Annotated in this window: 28 protein-coding genes; 14 read left to right on the plus strand and 14 right to left on the minus strand. The window is 58.6% G+C overall.

Features of this window, described 5'->3' with window-relative positions; genetic code table 11:
- The first annotated feature begins 10 nt into the window (after positions 1-10).
- From REA38_RS17215 to REA38_RS17225, 3 genes are all read left to right on the plus strand, one after another.
- Positions 11-907: a LysR substrate-binding domain-containing protein gene (locus tag REA38_RS17215; protein ID WP_308886308.1), complete on the plus strand. Its 897-nt coding sequence runs from the start codon at positions 11-13 to the stop codon at positions 905-907.
- A 98-nt stretch (positions 908-1,005) separates the two neighbouring features.
- On the plus strand, positions 1,006-2,187 hold the full coding sequence (locus tag REA38_RS17220; protein ID WP_033635673.1) for an MFS transporter: 1,182 nt from the start codon (positions 1,006-1,008) through the stop codon (positions 2,185-2,187).
- A 91-nt stretch (positions 2,188-2,278) separates the two neighbouring features.
- Positions 2,279-2,617, plus strand: coding sequence for a DUF2002 family protein (locus REA38_RS17225; RefSeq protein ID WP_016929830.1), 339 nt, complete (start codon positions 2,279-2,281; stop codon positions 2,615-2,617).
- Between the two features lie 25 nt (positions 2,618-2,642).
- Here REA38_RS17225 and REA38_RS17230 read toward each other — a convergent pair whose 3' ends face one another.
- Both REA38_RS17230 and REA38_RS17235 read right to left on the minus strand, forming a co-directional pair.
- On the minus strand, positions 2,643-3,089 hold the full coding sequence (locus REA38_RS17230; RefSeq protein ID WP_025303978.1) for a DUF1198 family protein: 447 nt from the start codon (positions 3,087-3,089) through the stop codon (positions 2,643-2,645).
- A 67-nt stretch (positions 3,090-3,156) separates the two neighbouring features.
- A complete protein-coding gene (locus REA38_RS17235) occupies positions 3,157-3,492 on the minus strand; it encodes an MbeD/MobD family mobilization/exclusion protein (protein ID WP_033635672.1) in 336 nt (111 codons plus the stop codon).
- 184 nt (positions 3,493-3,676) lie between these two features.
- Here REA38_RS17235 and smrA point away from each other — a divergent pair, with 184 nt between their 5' ends.
- Entirely contained in the window at positions 3,677-4,249 is a 573-nt protein-coding gene (gene smrA / locus REA38_RS17240) for a DNA endonuclease SmrA (protein WP_033635671.1), read from the plus strand.
- Positions 4,250-4,299: 50 nt separating this feature from the next.
- Here the strand turns inward: smrA and REA38_RS17245 are convergent, their stop codons facing one another.
- Positions 4,300-4,713 carry a DoxX family protein gene (locus tag REA38_RS17245; RefSeq protein ID WP_033635670.1) on the minus strand — a complete coding sequence of 138 codons (414 nt, stop codon included), beginning with the start codon at positions 4,711-4,713 and terminating at the stop codon, positions 4,300-4,302.
- Between the two features lie 192 nt (positions 4,714-4,905).
- Here REA38_RS17245 and REA38_RS17250 point away from each other — a divergent pair, with 192 nt between their 5' ends.
- Together REA38_RS17250 and REA38_RS17255 are read left to right on the plus strand one after the other, a co-directional pair.
- Positions 4,906-5,136: a (4Fe-4S)-binding protein gene (locus REA38_RS17250; RefSeq protein WP_074027514.1), complete on the plus strand. Its 231-nt coding sequence runs from the start codon at positions 4,906-4,908 to the stop codon at positions 5,134-5,136.
- A 1-nt stretch (position 5,137) separates the two neighbouring features.
- Positions 5,138-5,416 (plus strand): GNAT family N-acetyltransferase, encoded by a 279-nt coding sequence (locus tag REA38_RS17255; RefSeq protein WP_308886309.1) that lies wholly within the window; start codon positions 5,138-5,140, stop codon positions 5,414-5,416.
- A gap of 32 nt (positions 5,417-5,448) precedes the next feature.
- Here REA38_RS17255 and REA38_RS17260 read toward each other — a convergent pair whose 3' ends face one another.
- The gene (locus REA38_RS17260; protein ID WP_025303973.1) at positions 5,449-5,631 is read right to left on the minus strand and encodes a YodC family protein; all 183 of its coding nucleotides are present in this window, start codon (positions 5,629-5,631) and stop codon (positions 5,449-5,451) included.
- Between the two features lie 120 nt (positions 5,632-5,751).
- Here REA38_RS17260 and REA38_RS17265 point away from each other — a divergent pair, with 120 nt between their 5' ends.
- Positions 5,752-6,267, plus strand: a complete 516-nt coding sequence (locus REA38_RS17265) for a DUF1543 domain-containing protein (protein WP_033649790.1) — start codon at positions 5,752-5,754, stop codon at positions 6,265-6,267.
- Here REA38_RS17265 and REA38_RS17270 read toward each other — a convergent pair.
- Positions 6,262-7,188, minus strand: a complete 927-nt coding sequence (locus tag REA38_RS17270) for a LysR substrate-binding domain-containing protein (protein WP_100397070.1) — start codon at positions 7,186-7,188, stop codon at positions 6,262-6,264. The two genes, REA38_RS17265 and REA38_RS17270, sit on opposite strands and share 6 nt — an antisense overlap.
- An 85-nt stretch (positions 7,189-7,273) precedes the next feature.
- On the opposite strand from REA38_RS17270, the gene REA38_RS17275 reads away from it, so the two are divergent.
- The gene (locus tag REA38_RS17275; RefSeq protein WP_087762388.1) at positions 7,274-7,771 is read left to right on the plus strand and encodes a GNAT family N-acetyltransferase; all 498 of its coding nucleotides are present in this window, start codon (positions 7,274-7,276) and stop codon (positions 7,769-7,771) included.
- 62 nt (positions 7,772-7,833) lie between these two features.
- Here the strand turns inward: REA38_RS17275 and REA38_RS17280 are convergent, their stop codons facing one another.
- Entirely contained in the window at positions 7,834-8,568 is a 735-nt protein-coding gene (locus tag REA38_RS17280; protein WP_308886311.1) for a methyltransferase domain-containing protein, read from the minus strand.
- A 98-nt stretch (positions 8,569-8,666) separates the two neighbouring features.
- On the opposite strand from REA38_RS17280, the gene REA38_RS17285 reads away from it, so the two are divergent.
- A complete protein-coding gene (locus REA38_RS17285; RefSeq protein ID WP_308886312.1) occupies positions 8,667-9,119 on the plus strand; it encodes a GNAT family N-acetyltransferase in 453 nt (150 codons plus the stop codon).
- Positions 9,120-9,231: 112 nt separating this feature from the next.
- Here the strand turns inward: REA38_RS17285 and REA38_RS17290 are convergent, their stop codons facing one another.
- The 6 genes from REA38_RS17290 to REA38_RS17315 are packed head-to-tail and all read right to left on the minus strand — an operon-like array spanning position 9,232 to position 15,149.
- On the minus strand, positions 9,232-10,524 hold the full coding sequence (locus REA38_RS17290; protein WP_041036411.1) for an anaerobic sulfatase maturase: 1,293 nt from the start codon (positions 10,522-10,524) through the stop codon (positions 9,232-9,234).
- On the minus strand, positions 10,521-10,871 hold the full coding sequence (locus tag REA38_RS17295) for a DUF202 domain-containing protein (RefSeq protein WP_041036409.1): 351 nt from the start codon (positions 10,869-10,871) through the stop codon (positions 10,521-10,523). Before REA38_RS17295 ends, REA38_RS17290 begins: the two co-directional genes overlap by 4 nt.
- Positions 10,868-11,200, minus strand: coding sequence for a YidH family protein (locus REA38_RS17300; RefSeq protein WP_041036407.1), 333 nt, complete (start codon positions 11,198-11,200; stop codon positions 10,868-10,870). Before REA38_RS17300 ends, REA38_RS17295 begins: the two co-directional genes overlap by 4 nt.
- Entirely contained in the window at positions 11,197-11,913 is a 717-nt protein-coding gene (locus REA38_RS17305; RefSeq protein ID WP_041036405.1) for a GntR family transcriptional regulator, read from the minus strand. Before REA38_RS17305 ends, REA38_RS17300 begins: the two co-directional genes overlap by 4 nt.
- Positions 11,914-11,962: 49 nt before the next feature.
- The gene (locus tag REA38_RS17310; RefSeq protein ID WP_041036403.1) at positions 11,963-13,708 is read right to left on the minus strand and encodes a sulfatase; all 1,746 of its coding nucleotides are present in this window, start codon (positions 13,706-13,708) and stop codon (positions 11,963-11,965) included.
- Between the two features lie 28 nt (positions 13,709-13,736).
- Entirely contained in the window at positions 13,737-15,149 is a 1,413-nt protein-coding gene (locus REA38_RS17315) for a PTS transporter subunit EIIC (RefSeq protein WP_041036401.1), read from the minus strand.
- Positions 15,150-15,471: 322 nt separating this feature from the next.
- Here REA38_RS17315 and REA38_RS17320 point away from each other — a divergent pair, with 322 nt between their 5' ends.
- On the plus strand, positions 15,472-15,888 hold the full coding sequence (locus tag REA38_RS17320) for a DUF2946 domain-containing protein (RefSeq protein WP_308886313.1): 417 nt from the start codon (positions 15,472-15,474) through the stop codon (positions 15,886-15,888).
- A 71-nt stretch (positions 15,889-15,959) separates the two neighbouring features.
- The gene (locus REA38_RS17325) at positions 15,960-17,621 is read left to right on the plus strand and encodes a DUF2534 family protein (protein ID WP_308886314.1); all 1,662 of its coding nucleotides are present in this window, start codon (positions 15,960-15,962) and stop codon (positions 17,619-17,621) included.
- A gap of 54 nt (positions 17,622-17,675) precedes the next feature.
- On the opposite strand, the gene REA38_RS17330 is transcribed toward REA38_RS17325, so the two are convergent.
- Positions 17,676-18,611 (minus strand): LysR family transcriptional regulator, encoded by a 936-nt coding sequence (locus tag REA38_RS17330; protein WP_308886316.1) that lies wholly within the window; start codon positions 18,609-18,611, stop codon positions 17,676-17,678.
- Between the two features lie 135 nt (positions 18,612-18,746).
- Here REA38_RS17330 and REA38_RS17335 point away from each other — a divergent pair, with 135 nt between their 5' ends.
- From REA38_RS17335 to REA38_RS17345, 3 genes are read left to right on the plus strand one after another with little or no spacing between them, the layout of a single operon-like run.
- Positions 18,747-19,400: a DUF3313 domain-containing protein gene (locus REA38_RS17335; protein ID WP_308886317.1), complete on the plus strand. Its 654-nt coding sequence runs from the start codon at positions 18,747-18,749 to the stop codon at positions 19,398-19,400.
- A 38-nt stretch (positions 19,401-19,438) separates the two neighbouring features.
- Positions 19,439-19,783, plus strand: coding sequence for a DUF3302 domain-containing protein (locus REA38_RS17340; protein WP_101455626.1), 345 nt, complete (start codon positions 19,439-19,441; stop codon positions 19,781-19,783).
- Positions 19,784-19,792: 9 nt separating this feature from the next.
- A complete protein-coding gene (locus REA38_RS17345) occupies positions 19,793-20,929 on the plus strand; it encodes an HlyD family secretion protein (protein ID WP_041036389.1) in 1,137 nt (378 codons plus the stop codon).
- 234 nt (positions 20,930-21,163) lie between these two features.
- Here the strand turns inward: REA38_RS17345 and REA38_RS17350 are convergent, their stop codons facing one another.
- Entirely contained in the window at positions 21,164-21,724 is a 561-nt protein-coding gene (locus REA38_RS17350) for a hypothetical protein (RefSeq protein WP_308886319.1), read from the minus strand.
- Between the last annotated feature and the right edge of the window lie 11 nt (positions 21,725-21,735).

A 21,735-nucleotide genomic window follows, 5' to 3' on the forward strand; every position in this document is an offset into this window, starting at 1 on the left:
GGGCGGCGAAATGCTGAATTTGCAGCGCCTGGCGATCTTTGCGGCGGTAGTGGAAGCGGGCAGCTTTACCGCGGCGGCGGCGGCGCAGGGGCAAACCAAGGCGGTGGTGAGCTTTAACGTCAAGCAGCTGGAGAACGAGCTGGGGGTGTCACTGCTGGCGCGCAGCACCCGGCGGCTGTCGCTGACCGACGCCGGCGAACGCTTTTACCAGCGCAGCCTGCAGCTGCTGCAGGAGGCGGAAAACGTGCTGGACGACGTGCGCCGCGATCATCACGGGTTGAGCGGCGTGCTGCGCATCACCAGTACGCCGGAGTACGGCGCGCAGGTGGTGGTGCCGGCGCTGGCGGCGTTTTCGCGGCAGCATCCGCGGCTGCGCATCCAGCATGTGTCTTCTTCTTATCATGCCGATCTGATCTCGGAGCGCTTTGACGTGGCGATCCGCCTGGGCCAGCTGGCGGATTCCAGCCACCGCGCGGCGCTGATCGACAGTTTCGCCATTTTTCCGGTGGCGTCGCCGGGTTATCTGGCCGAGCGACCGATTCATTCGCTGACCGAGCTGGCGCAGGCGCAGTGGATCGCCCACAGCCGGCTCAGTTCGCCGCTCAGCTGGCAGGTGGCCACGCCGCAGCGCGAAGCGGTGCTGTTCAAGGTGGCGGACGCCGCGACGCTCACCGGCGACAGCGCCGCGGCATTGCTGGCATTCGCCCTGCATGGCGCCGGGGTGGCGCTGCTGCCGGCGTGGCTGGCGCAGCCCGAAATCGACGCCGGCCGGCTGCAGCGGTTGCTGCCGGATCACCGTTTCCCCGAGCAGAGCATCTACGCGCTCTACCCGAATACCCGCCACGTGCCGGAAAAGGTGCGGGCGTTTATCGATTTTCTACGCGCGCGGGTGGCGGCTAACCGTTAGCGAAATAATAATTCGTTATAACTCTCTCATTTATCATCAGATCCCATCGGGGTATGCTGGCAATCTCTGTCTACCCCGTCCGATGCGAGCCACCTTCGATGACCGCAGAAAATAACCTCCAGCTGAACCGACGCATTCTGTCCGTGGTGATGTTCACCTTCGTCTGCTACCTGACCATCGGCCTGCCGCTGGCGGTGCTGCCGGGATTTGTGCATGACCACCTGGGTTACAATTCGGTGCTGGCGGGCCTTATCATCAGCGCGCAGTACTTCGCCACGCTGTTCAGCCGCCCGCACGCCGGGCGCTATGCCGATCAGCTGGGGCCGAAAAAGGTGGTGCTGTTCGGCCTGGCGTGCTGCGGCGCCAGCGGCCTGTTTTATGCGCTGGCGTTCGGCGTTGACGGTTACCCGTGGCTCAGCCTGCTGTTGCTGTGCGTGGGGCGGGTGTTTCTCGGCGTCGGCGAAAGCTTCGCCAGCACCGGTTCCACGCTGTGGGGTATCGGCCGGGTCGGAGCGATGCACACCGCGCGGGTGATTTCCTGGAACGGCGTCGCCACCTACGGGGCGATGGCGGCCGGGGCGCCGCTCGGCGTGTACCTGAATCAGCAGTGGGGATTGGCCGGGGTGGCGGCGCTGATCGTGCTGGCGGTTGCGGTGGCGCTGCTGTTGGCGAGCGGCAAGCCGGACGTTTCGATCGCCGCCGGGCAGCGCATCGCCTTTCGCGCGGTGTTCGGCCGCATTTGGGCCTATGGCCTCGGGCTGGCGATGGGCACCGTCGGCTTCGGCGTGATCGCCACGTTCATCACCCTTTACTACGCCGACAAAGGTTGGAGCGGCGCGGCGTTTTCGCTGACGCTGTTCAGCTGCGCCTTCGTCGGCATCCGCCTGATCTTCAGCAACGTCATCAACCGCCACGGCGGTCTGAAGGTGACGCTGGCGTCGTTTCTGGTCGAGATCGTCGGGTTGCTGTTGATCTGGCAGGCCGGCGAACCCTGGATGGTGCAAACCGGCGCGTTGCTGGCCGGCGCCGGTTTCTCGCTGGTGTTCCCGGCGCTGGGCGTCGAGGCGGTGAAACAGGTGCCGCCGCAGAACCAGGGCACGGCGCTCGGCACCTATTCGGCATTCCTCGATCTGGCGCTGGGCATCACTGGGCCGCTGGCCGGGCTGCTGATTGGGCAAGCGGGCGTGCCGTCGATCTATCTGGCGGCGGCGCTGCTGGTGGCGCTCGGGGTGCTGCTCACCCTGCGTCTGCTGCAGCGCAGCCGAGCCATTCAGGAATAGTCTGAAACCCGGACTCCTCCCCAGAAAATCATTGTTTCGGTGAATGATTACGGTAAGGTCGCTCAGCGGTCCAGAATGAGAGGAGGAATCGATGTATTTACGGCCGGATGAAGTGGCTAAAGTGTTGGAGAATACCGGCTTTGAGCGTGATTATGTCACCGACCAGGCCTATGGCTACCGCAAGGGTACACACTACGTGTATGTGAATCGCGAAGCGCGGATGGGCAGAACCGCATTGGTGATCCACCCGGCGCTGAAAGAGAGAAGCGTGCATTTCGCCACGCCGACCTCTCCGGTGCGCACCAGCGAGCAGTATCTGGAGTTTCCCCTGGATTTAAGCAGCGACGCCCCGAACCAGCGTTACGGCATCGCACACGGCTTCAGCTCGCGCGAAGCGCTGTCGCGCTACCTCTACAGCATGTTCCTGTAATCGGTCCCCCGCCCGGGGGACGCGATCAGCCGTGGGCCAACGCTTCGCGGTTGAAACGCTCATTGTAGGCGCGGCGGAACTGCGCCAGTTCAAACGCATCGATATCCAGCTCGGCGAAGTAAAACAGCGCCGCTTCGGTGTGCTCGGCGTGCAGCTCCGGCGACAGCCCGGCGCGCAGCAGCACGTCGCGCCATAGGGCAATCTGCTCGTCGTCCGCCTGTTTGATGAACGTCAGGTAGATGAACAGCAGGTAAGCCGCCTGGTGCATCTCTTCGGTGTAGCCGTTGTTCAGCATGCGGATAAAGGTCTGGCTTTGGCGGCCGCCCATCTCCTGGATCATCGATTCGATCAGCATCGGCTTGACCCTCAGCAGATGGGCCAGCGAATCGATGGCTTTGCGGGTGTCGGACGTCAGGATGCGGTAACCGATGATAAATACGACGATCAGGGCGGCGAGGATGATCCAGGTCATTTAGGCTTTATTACACTCTCAATACGCCAGAAGAGGGGCGGGAGGCGCTGTGCGACAGCGCCCGCTATCAATGCTGTTCGCCGCTGAAATTACCGACCGCGCCCTGTTGGCGCAGGTGGTGATTGAAGGTGGCCGCGTCTTTGGCCAGCGCATCCAGATGGGCGCCGAGCATTTTGATCTGCTTCACCAGCGCATGCTGCTCCGGCACCGAACTGGCGGTGCTCAGTTTGCGCGCCAGTTGTTCATTCTGCGCCCGCAGCGCGGCTTCGCGCTGTTTGGCTTCTTCCAGCAGTTGCTGCAGCGCCTGGTAGCTCTGCTGCCATTCGCGGTGTTGCCGTTCGAAGCTGCTCTGCAACTCATTCATCGCATTTTGAAACTGGATTTCCAGCTCGCGCATTGTCATGGGCTCGATCCTTTGCGGCACTCAATGATGGCTTAGCAGTATAGCGAAAACTGTTCGCAAGCTCACCCGTTGACGACAAATGAGACAAATGCCGCTGACAATTCCCGGCTTGCAACCGTGGCAAGGCGTCTTACAATCGACCCCATTCCCGGCCGTAAAGGCTGCCGTTCAAGAGAGGTGGAATATGAGCGAGCAGGAAAAAGACTTTTTTGAACAGGCGATGGCGGACGTGGTGCCGTTGGCGAGCGGGCGGCAGACGCTGTACCTCAAGCCGCAGGAGACGCTGGACAAAAGCGCGCGGCGCGAAGCGCAGCGGCTGCGGCAGGAAAACTTCCTCAGCACCGATTTCCTCGAGGTGATCCCCTGTGAACAGCCGCTGGAGTTCAAAGGGGAAGGCATTCAGCAGGGCGTGCTGGACAAGCTGCGCAACGGGCGTTATCCGCCGCAGGCGTCGCTGAACCTGTTGCGCCAGTCGGTCGAAGCCAGCCGGCAGGCGCTGTTTCGCTTCATCTTGCAGGCGGAGGCGCAAAACCTGCGTTCGTTGCTGATCGTGCACGGCCGCGGGCGACAGAACGAAAGCCATCCGAATATCGTGCGCAGTTACGTCGCCAAATGGCTGGCGCAGTTTGAACAGGTACAGGCGTTTTGCCGCGCCTTACCGCGCGACGGCGGCGAGGGCGCCTGCTACGTCACGCTGCGAAAATCGGCGCAGGCCAGGGCGGAAAACTTTGAGCGCCACGCCAAGCGCAGCCGTTGAAAGGATAGCGGAAATAAAATGGCCGGCGAGAGTCGCCGGCCATCGATGAATTATTTATTAAATATTTTATAGTCCAGCGAATAACGGCCGGCGCCGGTCACCGCCAGCAACAGCAAGCCGCCAATGATGCTGATGTTTTTAAAGAAGTTGATTTCGTTGCCCATCATTTCCATGCCGGTCATTTTCCAGAACGGATGGCCGATAAACGCGGTGCCCAAAACATACAGGGCGAAAATGACCGCGATAGGGCGAGTAAACAGACCGAGAATAAGCGCGATGCCGAAAATAAACTCCACCAGCACGGCAACGATCGCCGCCAAATAAGGCATCGGTGTGCCATAGCCTTCCATCGCCGTGACGGTCGCACCGAAGTTGACCAATTTCATCCAGCCGAAAATGATAAACAGAATCATCAGTAATATGCGGGACAGCAGAATGACGCCGTCTTTTGAGCTATCACCCATTTCGAACTCCTTAGCCACTGTCGGAATTATGTTGTCTTACTGAATAAAGATTAGAACAATTTACGTTTTTTTCTAGCGGCGACGGGCGGTTGCGCCACTTTTTTCGGTGTGCGAGACGCGTGGTGAAGCCGGCGGCATTGCCTATACTTGAACCTGGAGCAAAAACAATAAAACAGGCAATGTGAGGCCAAGATGGACGAGAAATTGACCGCCGCCGGTTACCGCCGTTATTCCGGTGATAAGATTGACGTTTATTTTAACCGTGCAGTTTGCCGCCATTCCGCCAACTGCGTGCGTGGCAACGCGGCTATTTTTACCCTGAACCGCCGCCCGTGGATTATGCCGGACAATGCCGACGCGGCGGAGGTGAAACGCGTCATCGACACCTGCCCCAGCGGCGCACTGAAATATAGGGAGAAATAATATGGATCATAAAATACTGGCAGGCGAGAAGCGTTTTTATATCAATGATGAACAAGGCAAGCTGATCGCCGAGATCTCTTTCGTGCCGAGCGGCGACAAGCTGACCATTATCGATCACACCTGGGTGGATGAGTCATTGAAGGGGCAGGGCGTCGGTAAAAAGCTGGTGGCGCTGGTGGTGGAGAAAATGCGCGCGGAGCAGCGTAAAATCATTCCGCTGTGCCCGTTCGCCAAACACGAGTTCGATACCACGCCGGCCTATCAGGACATTCGCGCCTGACGCGATAACGGGGCGCGGCGCGCCCCGAGCGTTCAGCAGACGCCGAAATCGCCGTCTTCGTGGTACAGCGCCACGTCGCTGGCCTGCACCTCCGTGCGCTGCTCTTTGCCCAGTTCATTCCAGCTGCAAACCAGGGTTTCGCCGTCGATCGCCACCACGGTCATCTTTGGGCCGCCGGTGGTGCGTTGAACAAAATCACCGATATTGAATGCCATGCGTTCCTCCACAACAGATTAAACCTCATCTATTGATAACACAGAATGGCGCCGCCGTTGGCAGATGTTTCGCTATGTATTATTTTATATAGCGATTATCACCAAGGAGAGCAGACTAACATGCCGGGATTATTGATGTTTTATGTGGGCGGTACGGCGCCGGGCGCCAATATTGAGTTGCACGACGTGCAGTTCGCGGCGGCGGATCGGCCGGAAGAGGCGTATCCGCTGCTGCGTGAAAAGTGGTTCGGCGATAAGCGCAAGGTGCATGTCGACGGCTATGCGCGCATCGACTGGGCGGACGGTTACGACGTGAGCCTGGAGCCTGCGCCGTTCGCCGGTGAAGAGAAGCTGTTTTTCGTCAACGTGGGCGGCTACCGCAGCGATGAGCTGGCGGAATTGCACCAGTTCGGCCTGTTTGTGGCGCGTTCCGCCGACGAGGCGAAGGACAAAGCCAAACGGGTGCTGCTGACGGACAGCGCACAGCAGCACAAGGATGACCTGGCCGAGGTGGACGACTGCCTGCTGCTGCAGGCGCTGCAGGGCTACCACGTGCATCTGCGGGCCAACCCGCACGGCAAACCGGCCCGGCCGCTGTGGCAGGGGTATCTGCCGATCGGCGAACCCGCGTTATAACGCCGCCAGCGCCTGCAGCTGTTGCCGCAACCAGCGGCAGGCCTCCGGCCGGCCGTTCTTGCGGTGCAGGTAGATTTTGATCTGATACGGCGGCACCGGAAACGGCAGGGGGTGGATATCCAGCGCCGCCGCCTGCCGCAATTTTTGCGCGGCGTAGCGCGGCATGCTCATCACCAGTTCGCTGTCGGCGACGATGAACGGCGCTCCCAGCAGCGAAGGCGTGCGGATGGCGATATCGCGCTGCAGCCCCAGCTTATCGAGCTGGTAGTCAATGACGCCGCGCTGTTCGTTCCACGGCGTCACCACCAGATGGCGCGCCTGCAGGTAGTTTTCCAGCGTCAGTTCGCCGTATTTTACGCTGAAGGCGGGTGAACAAATCGCCACATACTCATCCTCCAGCCAGCTCACCTCGTCGATCTCCGGGTAGCTTTCGCCGTCGGTTTCGGTAAAGCCCAGCGCGAAGTCGATGCGCCCCGCCAGCAGATCGTTCAATGCCACCTTGCGCTCGGAATAGCGCAGCTGGAACGACAGCCCCGGTGCCAGGCGCTGCATCTGTGCCATCAGCGCCGGGAACACCGCGAAGGCGGTGTAATCGGTAATGGCGAAGGTGAAGCTCTCCCGGCTTTCGGCGGGAACGAAGCGCGGGCGCGGATGCAGCCCTTTGGCCAGCAGCGCCAGACTTTCGCTGACGGTCGGGGCCAGGCTGTCGGCATACACCGTCGGGTGCATGTCGTTGCCGACCCGATAGAACAGCTCGTCCGCCAGCGCCTTGCGCAGCCGGATCAGCGCGTGGCTCAGCGCCGACGCGCTGAGGGCCAGCTCCGCCGCGGCGCGCGTCACCGATCGCAGGCGATAGACCGCTTCGAACACCAGCAGCAGGTTGAGATCGAGACGCTTCAAATCCAGATGCATGATATTCATTACCTGTTGATGAAAATGCAGTTCATACAGTATTTGAGGCGCGATATGCTGGCAAGCACAGTCATCAACACACTCAGGATTTGCCATGACCATCGAGATTTACCCGGCGCAAAAAAGCGACGCCCAACTGATTCTGGATATGATTATCGAGCTGGCGGTGTACGAAAAGGCGCGCGAGCAGGTGCTGGCCAGCGTGGAAGATATCGAACGCAGCCTGTTTGGGCCGGGCGCCTGTTCCGAAGCGCTGATTTGTACGGTAAACGGCGAGCCGGCGGGTTATGCGGTGTTCTTTATGAGTTACTCCACCTGGCTGGGTAAAAACGGCATCTATCTGGAAGACCTGTACGTGGCGCCGAAGCATCGCGGCGCGGGCGCCGGTAAAAAGCTGTTGCGGCACATCGCCCAGCTGGCGTGCGAACGGCAGTGCGGCCGCCTGGAGTGGAGCGTGCTGGACTGGAACCAACCGGCCATCGATTTCTACCTCAGCATCGGCGCGCAGCCGCAGGGCGAGTGGGTGCGCTATCGTATGGAAGGCGAGGCGCTGACGCACTTCGCGGCGCACGGGGCGGCGCTGCCGGCATAATAGCCGTTGGGGGGAGGCGGCCTCCCCAACTGTGGTGATGTGAACGGTTTACTGCGGATCAATCAGGCGGGTTTGCGGGCGGCGAGAATGAAGATCATCGGGCGCTCCTGCTCTTCGTCCAGCGCCGGATTAGCGGCAATTTGCTGCGCGCTGGGTCCCCATTCGTTCAAATGCTGAATGATAAAGCCTTGCTGCGCCAGCGGGTTGATATAGCCGCCGAGCGTGCGGTGCTGCTTGATGACACCTTCCGCCAGCCAGTTGGAAACGCGCTGGCCTTCTCGCTGGTAGCCGTCCACCGGCCAGGATTTCTGTCCGTTGCCGTCGGTCAGCCAGCCCTGCTGCGCCGGGGCGGTGTAGATCGGGTGCTCGGCGGTGAAGATGAACTGCCCGCCGGGTTTCAGCGCGGCGTAAACCGTGGCGAACAGCGCGGCCAGATCCTCGAGGTAGTGCAGCGTCAGCGAGCTGTAGACCAGATCGTAACTTTCCGGCGGCAGCTGCAGCTGCGCCAAATCCTGCCGACGATACGCGATGCCCGCGTCGGCGGTCATCTCCCGCGCTTTGGCCAGCATTTTTTCCGAGACGTCCAGCCCCAGCACGCTGGCTGCGCCCTGTTCGCGGGCGCTGCGGCAGAACCAGCCGTAGCCGCAGCCGAGATCGACCACGCTTTTGCCCTGCAAATCCGGCAGGATGCGGCGGATGGCGGGCCATTCCGGCGCGCCGTCCAGGCCGTGCTGCGAGCGGCTGAGCTGCGCATAGCCGTCGAAAAAGGCCTGATTGTCATAGATGTTTTGCGTCATGATGACTCCTTAGTGAATGACGGCGGCGGAATGCCGCTGCCATACCGTGCATATTGCTGCATAATTCTACGCTGACAACATGGATAACAGGAATGACGATGGACATGATTTCGGTGCGGCAAGCGCCCGAACTGGCACCGCGCGCCATTGCGTATTTTCAGCGGCACTGGGCCACGGCAGAGACGCTGATGATGTATGAAGACGCCATCAACCGCAGCCTCGGCGCCGCCAACCCACTGCCGCAGTGGTACCTGCTGATGGAAAATGACCAAATCCTCGGCTGCGCGGGGCTTATCACCAACGACTTTATCAGCCGTGGGGAGTTGTATCCCTGGCTGTGTGCGCTCTATGTAGAGGAAGCGCAGCGCGGCCGGGGCCACGGCGCCAAACTGATTGAGCATGTGGCGGCGGAAACCCGCCGGCTGGGCTTCCCGCAGCTGCACCTGTGCACCGTTCTGGAAGGCTACTACGAGCGCAGCGGCTTCGTTTATAACGGGCTCGGGTATCACCCGTGGGGGGAGGCCTCGCGGGTCTATTCGCGGGGGCTGTGATCCACTTGTTGTTTGGCCATTCAACCTAACATTGCGTAATGAAAGTCATCTCCCCCGGTGGAGGGCCGGGCGCTTTGGCATCATGGCGTAATATTCTTGAGTGTCGGGGAGTTCAACAACAACACTTCTTATACTTTTTTCCACTGCCGCATGGGCAGGGCTCGTTGGGTTTGGCGCTGCCGGCGCCAGCCCGTTTTTCCTGAGCTAGTGCGTACATGATAGCTTGCTCCGGATAACCGTTGGCGAGCAAATCCTTCATCACGTTCATCTCGCGCGAAATGTGCCGGAAGAAATGTTTATACCCCGGGCAGAGATAGTTATGCCCCGGATGACCGGACGGCGACACGGTGAAGCGATGTTTGGGGCAGCCGCCGTGGCAGACGAAGCGGAATTCGCACTGGCGGCAATCCGGCGTCAGCGATGTCTTTTTAGCGTGGCCGAATGCCTGCGCCTGTTCGCTATTGTTTAAGGTGCGGATATCTTGCTGATGAATATTCCCCAGCCGGTGTTCTGGATAGACGAAGTGATCGCAGTTATATAAGTCGCCGTTGGCTTCCAGAGCGAAGGCATGCCCACAGGTTTCGGCGAATACACACAGCACTGGCGGTCGCTTACACCAGGCGGAAAGCGCCACGTCAAACATTTGTACGTAGACGTGCCCGACGTCCCGTCGCACCCAGATATCGAAAATTTGATTGAGAAACTCGCCGTATTGCCAGGCCGGCACCGTCCAGGGGGCCAGAGTGGCGGCGCTTTCGCCAGGCATCACCAGCTTCAGCGTGGCGCTCTCCGCCGTGCTCAGGCGTTCCACCAACGGAATAAACTGAATATGGCGAGAGCCTGCGGCCAGAAGAAACTCGTAAACCTCGCGCGCCTGACCAACGTTATGCTTGCCGACGACGGTAAGCGTGTTGAATTCGACGCCGTACTCCTGCAGCAGAGTCAGGGCGGCCTGCACTTGGGCATGGGTGCCTTTGCCTGAGCGCGAGGTGCGGTAACAGTCGTGCAGCGCTTGCGGGCCATCGATCGAAATGCCGATCAGGAAGTGGTGCTTGGCGAAAAAGCACGCCCACTCTTCGTTCAGCAACAGTCCGTTGGTTTGCAAAGCATGCTGAATACGTTTTCCACCGGCGTATTTTTGACACAGTTCGACGATGCGCCGGAAAAAAGGCAGCCCCATCATAGTGGGTTCGCCGCCTTGCCAGGAGAAAAGCACCTGCTCGTCATCCTGGGCATGGATATGCTGCTGAATATACGTTTCCAGCGTGTTATCCGACATACGCCAGTTCTGCTGACGTTCGGGATAAAGTGATTCTTTTTCAAGATAAAAACAGTAGGTGCAGTCGATGTTGCAAACCGAGCCGGTGGGTTTCGCCATGACCAGGCAACCGTTGGTGGCCGTCATTGAGTACTTCCTTCTGATAACAGCATGCATGCGCTGTGTAGCGCGATGCCCAGTGTATTGAGCAATATGGCGAGACTGAGCAGCCCTTTAAACCATGCTGACCAGACAAGTGAGGTTTCCATCACGTTTGTTAGCGACTTTTGGCGAACAAAAGAGCCGATCACCAACAGCATCGCCACGATAAAAGAAACGCAGCCAAGCGCAGCAAGACGATATTCTTCACGGTAAAAGGCGGTGCGCGTGGTGATAAGTGCCAATAGCAACAGGGAGAATGCGGTTCTCTGCCAAGCCAGAGCCGTTCTTTCCGGCTGCAGGCCAGGATCTCGTTGTTGGCAAGAGGCGTTCATGGCCGAACCAACGTAGCCAGCGTGAGCAATATCCCTGCCGCCAGGCCTGTACTTAGCCAAATGAGCAGACGCGGGTAGCCTAACGTTTGTTCATGCCGCATCGCTTTTTCGTTGCTTGCCCATCGATGGTAGGCGTAGCAGGCCAGTAGCGCCGCCGTGAAAGCCAGCGCTATAATCAATACCCTCAGTGATGTTGAGTCCGTCAGTTGATCCAGCCCGACTGCGGCGGCCATAAAGGTTAGAGCCGTGCGGATCCAGGCCAAAAACGTGCGTTCATTGGCTAATGTAAACCGGTAATCCGGTGACTTTCCCTGCGCCCACCAGCTCATTTGCTGTTCTCGACGATGTATTGATAATAACGTGCGATATGTTTGGCGATGGTGTATTCCACCAGTTTGCCCTGCTCGTTGTACCCTTTACGGGTTTTGACCAGCAGCGGTACGGAGGGGGCAATGTCGAGGATTTCGCAGTCTTCAGGCGTCGGTAACTCGGCTGTGATGATGTCCTCGAAGGCATCGATGTTTTCGTTACGCTGTTCCAACGCGCAGTACAGCCCTATCTCCAGATCTGACAACGTCAGCGTGTTTAGACGAGGGGTCAGATAGATGTAGTTGACCTGCGCTGGCACCTCATTTTGTCGGTAAATGGTGCGCGTCAGCAGGATCGCGCTATCAGCGCCAAACAGTTGTGCGATAGGCGCGGGAGGTTGCACCTGAGCCAGGGACAGGTTGTTGCGCGCTATCGTCTCTGTTTGCTGACCATCGATTAGACTGATGCGGGTTTTGACGTTCTGTTTTTCCGATGTGCTGATGACCATGGTGCCGATGCCCGCTTGGCGTTTGACCAACCCTTTGGAGACCAATTCGGCCAGTGCTCGCCGTGCGGTAATGCGACTGACGCCAAACATTTCTTCAAACTCTGCTTCTGTCGGCAGAACGTCGTTCTTCCGGTATTCACCGGTTTTCAGCTTCTCCAGCAAGATGTCATACAGCTGAGCATACAGCGGCTTGGCGCCGCGTGAGTAGTCTAGTTCTTGTTCCATCGCTATTTTTCTCCTGTAATGCAGATGCCCCCGTAGCGGGGGCGACCTCTCAATCAAGCCGCATTTCCAGTGCCAGTTTATAAAACACGCTTGCGTGTTGTTCCTGAGGGACTTCTTGTTGCACGAAGGCCCACAGATCGGCGGTGGTCCATGATGGTTTGGCGGAAGCATTCAGTTTATCAATTATCGCCGTTTGGTGAGTGCCTTCCAGATGCTGTGTCAGGGCCAACATACCGTAGCGCATCTTCGGTTCATACTCTTTGAATGCCGGCACCCAGTCCGGATCGGCCCCCAACAGTGGAGATGCGGGGGCTGACAATTGGTAGCGTGCCCAGAGTTCGGGCGGCGCGTCGCTTTGTTCCAGCTGGCATCGAATGGCGGACAACAGACGTTCGGCGACGACAGTGTCCCGGCACTGGCGATCCTGCTTAGGATTCTCCGTCAGGTCATACAGCCGGTGCCCGAAGCGATCGGCGCCTCGAGCCATCACTGAAGAGGCGGGGATGCGTAATACCTGGCAACCCTTGGTGAAACGAAATCCCGGGTGTAGCGTCATGTGCCGGAGTTCTTCGGGCGATAGCCGTCGGTTGATGCTGGTGGGCATCAGGGTGTACTCGAACAGACTCTCGGCCCCGTGTACCTGCGGTGAACGCATATAGACATAGCGGCCGTCTGTAATGTTGATATGGCAACCGTGGTAGCCGAACAACGCATAGTCGCGTATTGGGGTATCGTCGCAAATCGCCGGCACCAGAGAGACGCCCTGCATATCCGCCGGTTTGTCCAGCTTGAAGAAATCGAGCAGCGTGGCGGGGATGTCAATGGTTTGCGCCAGCGCTTGCCGCGATTCACCTCGATGGGGGTGCTCGGGATGCCAGATGAAGAAGGGGATATTCGCCACTTCGTTATACAGTGGCATGATATTTTTTCCCCACCATTCATGCTCTCCCAGCAGGAAGCCATGGTCGGTATTGACGATTAACAGGGTATCCCGCCATAGATCGTACTTGTCCATGTGGTCCAAAATCCGGCCGACATAGTCATCCACCATGGTCAGCAAAGCCAGGTAGTACTTCTGAATGGTGTCCTTGCGTTCTTCGCTTTCGGTGACGAAATAATAGGGCGGCCAGCCGTCGAAAACGGAGGTGTCGTTAATGCCGTACATTTGCAGATACTTTTCCGGCACGAAGAACGGCTCGTGAGGGTCGAAGCATTCCAGTTGCAGGAACCAGTTATCGGCCGCGTGATTCTCGTCGATGAACTCCAGGCCTTTATGGATGGTTCTGGCCAGCGGATGCTCCCGCTCGTCCTTCATAAACTGCACGTTGATTTGGTGCTGTGTGCGGCTGGCGATACGACGTTGCTTGAGCTCTTCCGGCTCGCCGGACTCATAATGATAAATCGGCTTGTCGACCACACCTTTCCAGGAGTCACCCTCTTGTCCGCGAACGAACTCGTAGGTGTTGTAGCGGGAGTGATACGTGGCGCCGCCGTCGCGCCAGTAATGCTTGTGGTCGGTGACCAGATGCGTGTGGATACCGTGCTTTTTCAGAATTTCCGGCATGGAGTCATCGAAGGGTTCCAGCGGCGACCAGGAGCGGTGCAGGAAATTGTAGCGGCCGGTATGGAGTTCGCGCCTGGCGGGCATGCAGGGCATGCTGCCGACGTAGAAATTGTCGAAGCGTATCGTTCTTTCTTTCAGCCGTTGGAAGTTGGGCGTGATGGCCCGGTCGCTACCGTAGGCGGACAGCATATGCTTGTTCAGTGAGTCAAACATTAACATGATGGCTTTCATTCTTGTTCCCTTAACTGTTATCGCCCTGTCAGACGATTTCCCGATCGTATTTGCGCAGTTTGCCTGTGATATAGGTCAGCACGAAGGCTGCCAGGCAGCCGGTGAGCCAGGCGAAGATATACTGCAGATATTTGCCGTCTGCGATCAGCGGCAGGGCTGACAGGCCTGCCGCGCCGACCCCATTGGTGGAAACGCCGAGCAGCACGACCATCATGCCACCGAAACCGGCGCCGACAGAGCCAGTGATAAAAGCGAATCCCACCGGAATATTTACGCCGAAGATGGTGGGCTCCCCTACAGCGAGGATCGAGGTGGGGATCGCGCCTTTGGCGATTTTTTTCATCATCGGATCGCGGGTCAACAGCAGCACCGCCGTGGCGGCGCCGACCATACCCGCGTTGGACATGATCTGGATAGCGAACAGGGGGGCATGACCGGTCGCATTGATCATCTCCAGATGGATTGGGAATAAGCCATGGTGCAGGCCGAGCGAGATCAGGAACGGGAACAGCGAAGCCAGCACGAAACCGGCGGCCAGCCCACCTGTGGCCAACAGGCCGTTCAAGCTGTGCAGGATGCCGTTAGACAGAATGCCGGCGACGGGCATGATGGCGAACAGCAGTGCGCCGGCCATCACCGTCAGCACGATGGTCGGCGTCAATACCACGTCCAGAATATCAGGAACGACACGTCGTACTTGCTTTTCCAGCACGCACATCAGCCAGACGCAGAAAATAACGCCGATCAATCCTCCCTGGCCGGGGAGCAGCCCCAGCAGAGGCAACTGGGGAGCGATGGTGATGGCGCCCAGTAGGCCTCCCATGATGGCGTTGCCGTTGAATTCTTTCGCCGTGGTTACGCCGGTATAGATGGCCAGGAAGCTGAACAAGGCTTTTGAAATGATATCGAGGAATTGGCTCAACCCCAGCAGATGGCGTTGTTCCAGTACGATCTGGGCTGGAGAAAGTTCGCCACTGGCCGCAATGGCATGCGTTAGCGCATAGGCGGCGGCGGAGTTGACCAACACGTTGTTCAACCCCATCAAAATCCCAGCGGCGATCAGCGGCGGCAGGATGGGAACGAAAATGTTGGCTATGTGTTTCAACACGGCTTTGGTGCGCGTAGGTTTGCGAGCTCTCTCTCTCGCTAATGCCGCTTTTTGCTCAACGCCGCTCAGCGTTGCTGTTTGCGAGCAGGAAGCAAGTCGTTCATTGATCGCTGTCGCCACTTTCGACGATTTTCCAGGGCCGACAATCACTTGCAAAGTATCGTCTTCCACGACGCCCAGCACACCCTCGATGCTTTTAAGCGCCTCAATATTCACCTTATCAGGATCGGCAAGCGTCATGCGAACCCGGGTCATACAGTTAGTGACATGGCGTAAGTTATTTAAACCGCCGCTGTACTCAACAATGGCGTTGCCAACAAGATGGTAGTTCATCCAGAGGTTCCTTTTTGGTTGTTATCGCCTTTGTTATAACAATATAATGTTATCATGTTTGTGAGAGTGATCATACAATGTTGTTTTTTACGCAACACCGTAGCGGCAGGATGAGAGTAATGTAAATAAAGTCAAGTAAATCAGTGAGATAAAGTTTTTATTGTCTGCAGGGTATGCATCAAGGGGAGTGCGAAGGGTGGGACAATGTGCTCGCTCGAGGGCGCGTAAGACCAACCTGACTTTTCTTTTCGTTCACCTCATCGCGCATCGCGGGTTACACTGGCCGCTTGTTCGCCACCGACCGGGTTAATTCGCCGCCGCGATGAGAGTGCCACGTCAGCTACAGCAACGCTTTACCGCCTGCATCGCCATTATGGCGGTGCTGTTGCTGTTTGTGGCGCCGGTGGTGTCGAAATCGCTGATGCACCATCCGATGATGGGCGGCATGGCGCAGACGGATGCCGCTATGCCGCATGACATGCACGCGATGACGATGCCCGCCGCCGAGCATGTCGGCCACCACGGCATGGATCCTGGGGAGATGATTTTCTGCGGCTATTGCGAGCTGCTGATCCACGTGCCGCTGCTGCTGTGGACATTTGTCCCGCTGCTGTGGCTGATGGCGCGCATCGCGCGCCTGCCTTGCGCGCAGCGCATCGTCCCTCCGCCCCTTCGGCGCCTTGTTCTGCGGCCGAGCCCGCGCGGGCCGCCCGGCCAACCGTTTTTCCCTATTGCTTGATCATGGGTAACGCCGTCCGTATCGCTGCGGACGGTTTGCCTGCGCGCACAGTTTGAAAAACGAGAAAGGCCATGTCTTCAATAACCAAAACTCCACCTGCCGCATCGCCGCGTGGCGCGATGCTGAACCTGATCAGACGGCTGCATTTTTATATCGGCCTGCTGGTCGCTCCTTTTATTCTGGTCGCTGCATTGACCGGCACGCTGTATGTGTTGACGCCGCAGCTTGAAGAGGCGCTGTATCGCGATGCGCTTTTCACCGAACCGCACGGGCAGGCGAGATCGCTGGCTGACCAGATCGCCGCCGCCCGCCGCGCGGCGGGTGACGAGGCGCGCATTTACGCCGTGCGCCCGGCGCCCGGCGCAATGGACACCACGCGCGTACAGTTCGCGGGCGCCGATCTGGGCGCTTCCGAGTCGCGCGCGCTGTTTGTCGATCCTTATACCCTGGCGATCAAGGGCGATATGACGGTGTACGGCACCTCCGGCGTGCTGCCGCTGCGCACCTGGCTGGATAAGCTGCACAGCAGCCTGCTGCTCGGCGATCTGGGGCGCAACTACAGCGAGCTGGCGGCCTCCTGGCTGTGGGTGGCCGCGCTGGGCGGCGTGGCGCTGTGGCTGGCGACGCGGCCGAAGCGCAAGCTGAAAAGGGCGAAAGGGGGCTTCGCCGCCAGCCGCCATTGGCATATCACGCTGGGCGTGGCGCTGCTGGCCGGGCTGCTGTTCTTCTCGGCTACCGGGCTGACCTGGTCGCAGTGGGCCGGCGGCAACATCGACGCGCTGCGGGCCAACCTGGGCTGGCTGACGCCGCAGGTCAACACCAGCCTGCAGGCCGATGCGCCGCAGACGCCGGCCGATCCGCACGCCGAGCACCGCGGGATGATGCCGGGCATGAAGATGGGCCCTGCCGCGCAGAGCAATGCGCTGAACGGCGACTGGGATCGGGCGCTGCAGGCTGCGCGCGCCGCTGGAATAGACGCCGCCAAGGTCGAGCTGCGCCAGCCGAAAGGCGAGGGCAAAGCCTGGACGGTGACCGAAGTGGATCGCAGCTGGCCGACGCAGGTGGACGCGGTTGCCATCGCGCCGCAAAGCTTCGCCGTCGTCGACCAGGCGCGGTTCGACACCTTCCCGCTGATCGCCAAGCTGACCCGCTGGGGCATCGACGCCCACATGGGCATTCTGTTCGGCTTGCCGAATCAGCTGCTGCTGGCGGCGTTCGGCCTTGGGCTGTGCTTGATGATCGCGCTGGGTTACCGCATGTGGTGGATCCGCCGCCCGGCGGCGGGGGCGCAGCATCCGGTGCATACGCTGGTCGCCGCCTGGCTGGCGCTTTCCCTACCGGCGCGCGCCGGCACGCTGCTGGTGGCAGCGGCGCTGGGTTATTGCCTGCCGGTGATGGGCGTGAGCCTCGCGGCGTTGCTGCTGGCGGACGTGTGGCGCTGGCGCGGCCAACGGCAAAGCCACCGGGACGAAACGCCGGAAGCGGCCGCCAGACGCGCCGAGGTGCGTAAGTTCCGCGCGGCGGTGGCGACGGTGGCGGTGGCGGTCGGCTGCGTGATGGGCCGAGCGATCCTCGGCGGCACCGTTGAGCAATTCCAGCTGCCGATCGGCGCCTGGAGCGCCCAGATGGTGATCATGCAGAGCCTGATGGTGCTGCTGTATACGCTGGTGTTCACCCTGCTGCTTTCTATTCCGCTGTGGTATTTCTTTCTGGGGGAGAAAGAGGGGCGGTGAGGCATTTTTCGCCGACGCAAAGCATTCAACCCCGCTGCGGCGGGGTTTTTCTTGTTACATCAGGCGGTGCGCGTGCAGCTTAACGCTTTCCATGATGCTGTCCATCGTCACCTGCACGCGGTGCGGCAACACGCCGCGCCGGCGGTAGATCAGGTAGGCTTGCATATCGATGCCGCGCTCGCGCGCCAGGCAGGGCAGCAGTGTGCCGGCATCCAGCTCGGCGGCGACGGAATAGTACGGGGCGTAGACGATGCCCAGGCCCTGTTTGGCCAGCTCGATCGCTGGCAGAATGTTATCGCAAACGCTGGCGCCGTTGATCTCGACCTGCACCAACTCCCCCTGCGCACTGTAGCCGCTCCAGGTATTGCGAATGCCGCCCAGCATGCGCAAGGTAATGCAGCGATGCTGCGGCAGTTCATCCAGCGCTGTCAGCGGCGAGCGGGCGATGTAATCCGGTGCGGCGAACAGCCCGACGCGAAAACGGGTGAAGGGCCTGGCGATCAGGCTTTCGTTTTGCGGCTGGAAAAAGCTGATCAGCAAATCGCAGTCGCTGTCGAACACTGCGCCGTACTTTTTCTCGCGTTCGTCGGGGTTGCGGGTCACCAGATCGACAGCCAGCGCCGGTGCAGCGTGCAGCAGCGGCGGCAGTAAATAACGGGCCAGGAAAGCGTGGATGCCGATCGGCGCGCCGAGCGTGACCATGCCGTTCAGGCTGCGTTTATAGGTGGCGGACATATCGAGCAGATCGCTGTGTTCGTCCAGCAACTGCGAGGCGCGCCGCAAGAATTGCTCGCCGAATTCAGTCAGCGCCAGGGTACGCGGGCCGCGCAGGAACAGTTCCAACCCGAGCCGCCGTTCCAGCGCGGTGAGGGCGCGCGACACGTTAGACTGCGGCATATCCAACAGCTGCGCCGCTTTGCTGACGCTCGCCGTTTCGGCAATGATGCGGACAATCCTGAGTTCTTCAATGCGGAAGTCTTTCTCTTTCACTGGCCGGCTCTTGTGAGTTTGTATATCAAAAATGATATACACCTTTGGCGGCATTGTCATATGACTTATCACGGGCGGGTGGGTATCATTCGATTTGATTATTTGCTATCCACCAAAATAAAGAGAAACCCGTCAATGAAAGTGACAAGAGCGGTTATTCTGCCTGCGCTGTTATTACTGGCCGCGTGCTCTTCCGCCGTGACCGAAAAAGAAAAATACTCGACCTTTCTGACCAATTATAACGATATCAATAAAGGTCAATCCGCGTCCGGCAAAGACGTTTTATATTGGAAAGATAAGAACGTCGATTTTTCCCGTTATCAATATTTGGTTTATCAACCGATGATCTATTTCCCGCGGCCGAAACCGAGCGAGATGGTGAGCCAGCGCGCACTCGACAATATTCTGAACTACACCAACCAGCAGTTTAAGCAGGCGATGGGCACCCACTTTACGCTGGTGGACATGCCGCGCGAGCATACCCTGATTTTCCGCGGCGCCATCACGGCGATAGACACGCAGAAGAAGGGGCTGCAAATCTATGAAGCCTTGCCGATCACCCTGCTGATTGCCGCGACGCAAAGCGTGACCGGGCACCGCACCATGGAGAGCGCGGTCTATATGGAAGGCGAGTTTATCGATGCGGCGACTAATCAGCCGGTCATTAAAGTGGTGCGCAAGGCTTCGGGGGAAAATCTCAATAACGAGAAAGCGCAGCTTAAAGTCACCGACGTGAAGAATGCCATCGATACCATCGCCAACGATATCAGACAATATAACACGCTATAAACCTCGTTTATTTTCGTTATTCTCAGCCAGGACTTTACATGTTTCTTAACTATTTCGCTTTAGGCGTACTGATTGCGGTATTCCTGATTTTATTCTACGGCGTCATTATTATTCATGACATTCCCTATTTGCTGGCCAAAAAGCGCCGGCACCCCCATCAAGATGCGATTCACGTTGCCGGTTGGGTTAGCCTGTTTACGCTGCACGCCATTTGGCCACTGCTATGGATCTGGGCGACGCTCTATCGGCCGGAACGCGGCTGGGGCATGAGTGAGAAGGCAGAACCTTCAACGGATCTGCAGGCGCGCATCGCGCTGCTCGAAGCCGAATTGCAACGCCTGCAGGAAAAGCCGACGTCGGTTCCCGGCCCCACGGCAAGTTGAGCGTAGCCTATGGATTTGCTCATTATTCTCAGCTACGTGGCGCTGAGCTACGGCGTATTTAAACTGTTTCGCATTCCGGTCAACAAATGGACCGTGCCGACCGCCGTGCTTGGCGGGATCGTTATCGTCGGCGCGTTGATTCTGACGATGAACTACAACCATCCGTACAGCGATCGGGCGCAGAAGATCGCCGTGTCGGTGCCGATGGTGCCGCAGGTCTCGGGCATGATCGTTGAGGTAACGGAGAAAACCAACGTGTTGCTGCGCAAAGGCGAGGTGCTGTTCCGTCTTGACGACAGCCGCTACCGTGCGCGGCTCACCAGGCTGGAGGCGGATCTGGCCGGGGCCGAGGCGGAGATCAGAACGCGCCGGGCGGCGCTCAGCGAGTCCGCCGCCAACGTGCAACGGGCGAACGCAGAGTATGAGCGTGCCCGTAAGGACTACCAGCGCTATGCGAAAGGGGCGGCGATGCCGGTAAATCCGTTCTCGGAGCAGGACGTCAGCCATGCGCAGCAGCAGTACCAGGCGCAATCCGCGGCGCTGCAGGCGGCGAAAGCTCAGTTCCAACAGGAACAGGCTCGGTTGTCCGGGCGCTATGACGGCGAAGACGCCACGATAGCCAGCCTGAAATCGCAGATTGCCGAAGCGCGTTACAACCTGGAACAAACGGTGGTGCGTGCGCCGAGCGACGGGTATGTCACGCAGGTGCTGGCGCGGCCGGGCACGGCGGCGGTTCGCCTGCCGTTCAAACCGGTGATGATCTTTATCCCGCAGCAAAAGCGCCAGGTGGTGGCGGTGTTCCGCCAGAACGCCATCCTGCGTTTGGCGCAGGGGGACCAGGCCGAGGTGGTGTTCAACGGCTTGCCGGGGCAGGTTTACGGCGGCACCGTAAGCCGGGTGTTGCCGGCGATACCGGACGGCAGCTACCAGGCCAGCGGCGCACTGCAGGGCCTGAGCGCCACGCCGGGCCGGGAAGGGGTGTACGTGATGATTGACCTGGCGGCCAACCCGGATCTGGCTCACTTGCCCGACGGCGTGAGCGCTCAGGCGGCGGTCTATACCGGGCACTTCGAGCACGTCTCCGTGATGCGCAAAGTGCTGCTGCGCATGACCAGCTGGCTGCATTACCTTTATCTGGATCACTAGCCTGCATTGGCCCGGGGGAGCACGGGCCAAGGGGGTTCCTCCTGAATACGACAAAAACAAAAAAGCCCGCAACCGAAGTTGTGGGCTTTTTCGCTATTATCGCCGGGTCTATCTGGTTCACTGGCGACGTATTTGGTGGAGCTGGCGGGAGTGAAAATTATTAACTTACTGATTGATATGTTAATTTATCGATAATCCGTATCACAGCGGTATGGCACAAATTATAAGAACCAATCAAGATGACGGGAGAGGGGCATCATTGGCAAGAGACCTACTAAGCTTTTTGACACGAGTAAACTCTAGCGTTTCTAAAAACAAATCTGAAAGTTCTTGCCGGGAGATCACTACGTCATCACTAACTTGCCATGCAATCCCAATGTCATAGGCAAATCCTGGATATGCGATCTTAAAGTCAGTCTTATTGTGGGCCTTAGCGGCTTCAAATTTAGCTAAGGGTATCCTTAAGCGTGCAAAACGTTTCTTTGCATCCTGAAACTTCTCTAACACTTCCACTGGATCATCACTTTTGTTTTCTTTAATGCTCTGCGTAAGAGTACGAATTACTTCATAAGAACCTAAAATCCATAAATATGAATGAGTGAGATGCCCTTTTATTAGGTCGTAGTCCTCGCTTACATTTTCTCCCTGCTTATATTTATTTATTAAAGTAACATCCATCTCACACAGATTTGCATCCATTTTACCCAAACTTTGCACAAGGTTTACTACAAAAGGATCAAATCGTGCCAATCCTATGGAAACTTTTAGCCAGCGTTCAAAACGTTCCTCATGCATAAGACTGTTCA

Origin of the sequence: Serratia sp. MF1(2023) (genome assembly GCF_030954545.1) — a bacterium.
GTDB lineage: Bacteria > Pseudomonadota > Gammaproteobacteria > Enterobacterales > Enterobacteriaceae > Serratia > Serratia sarumanii.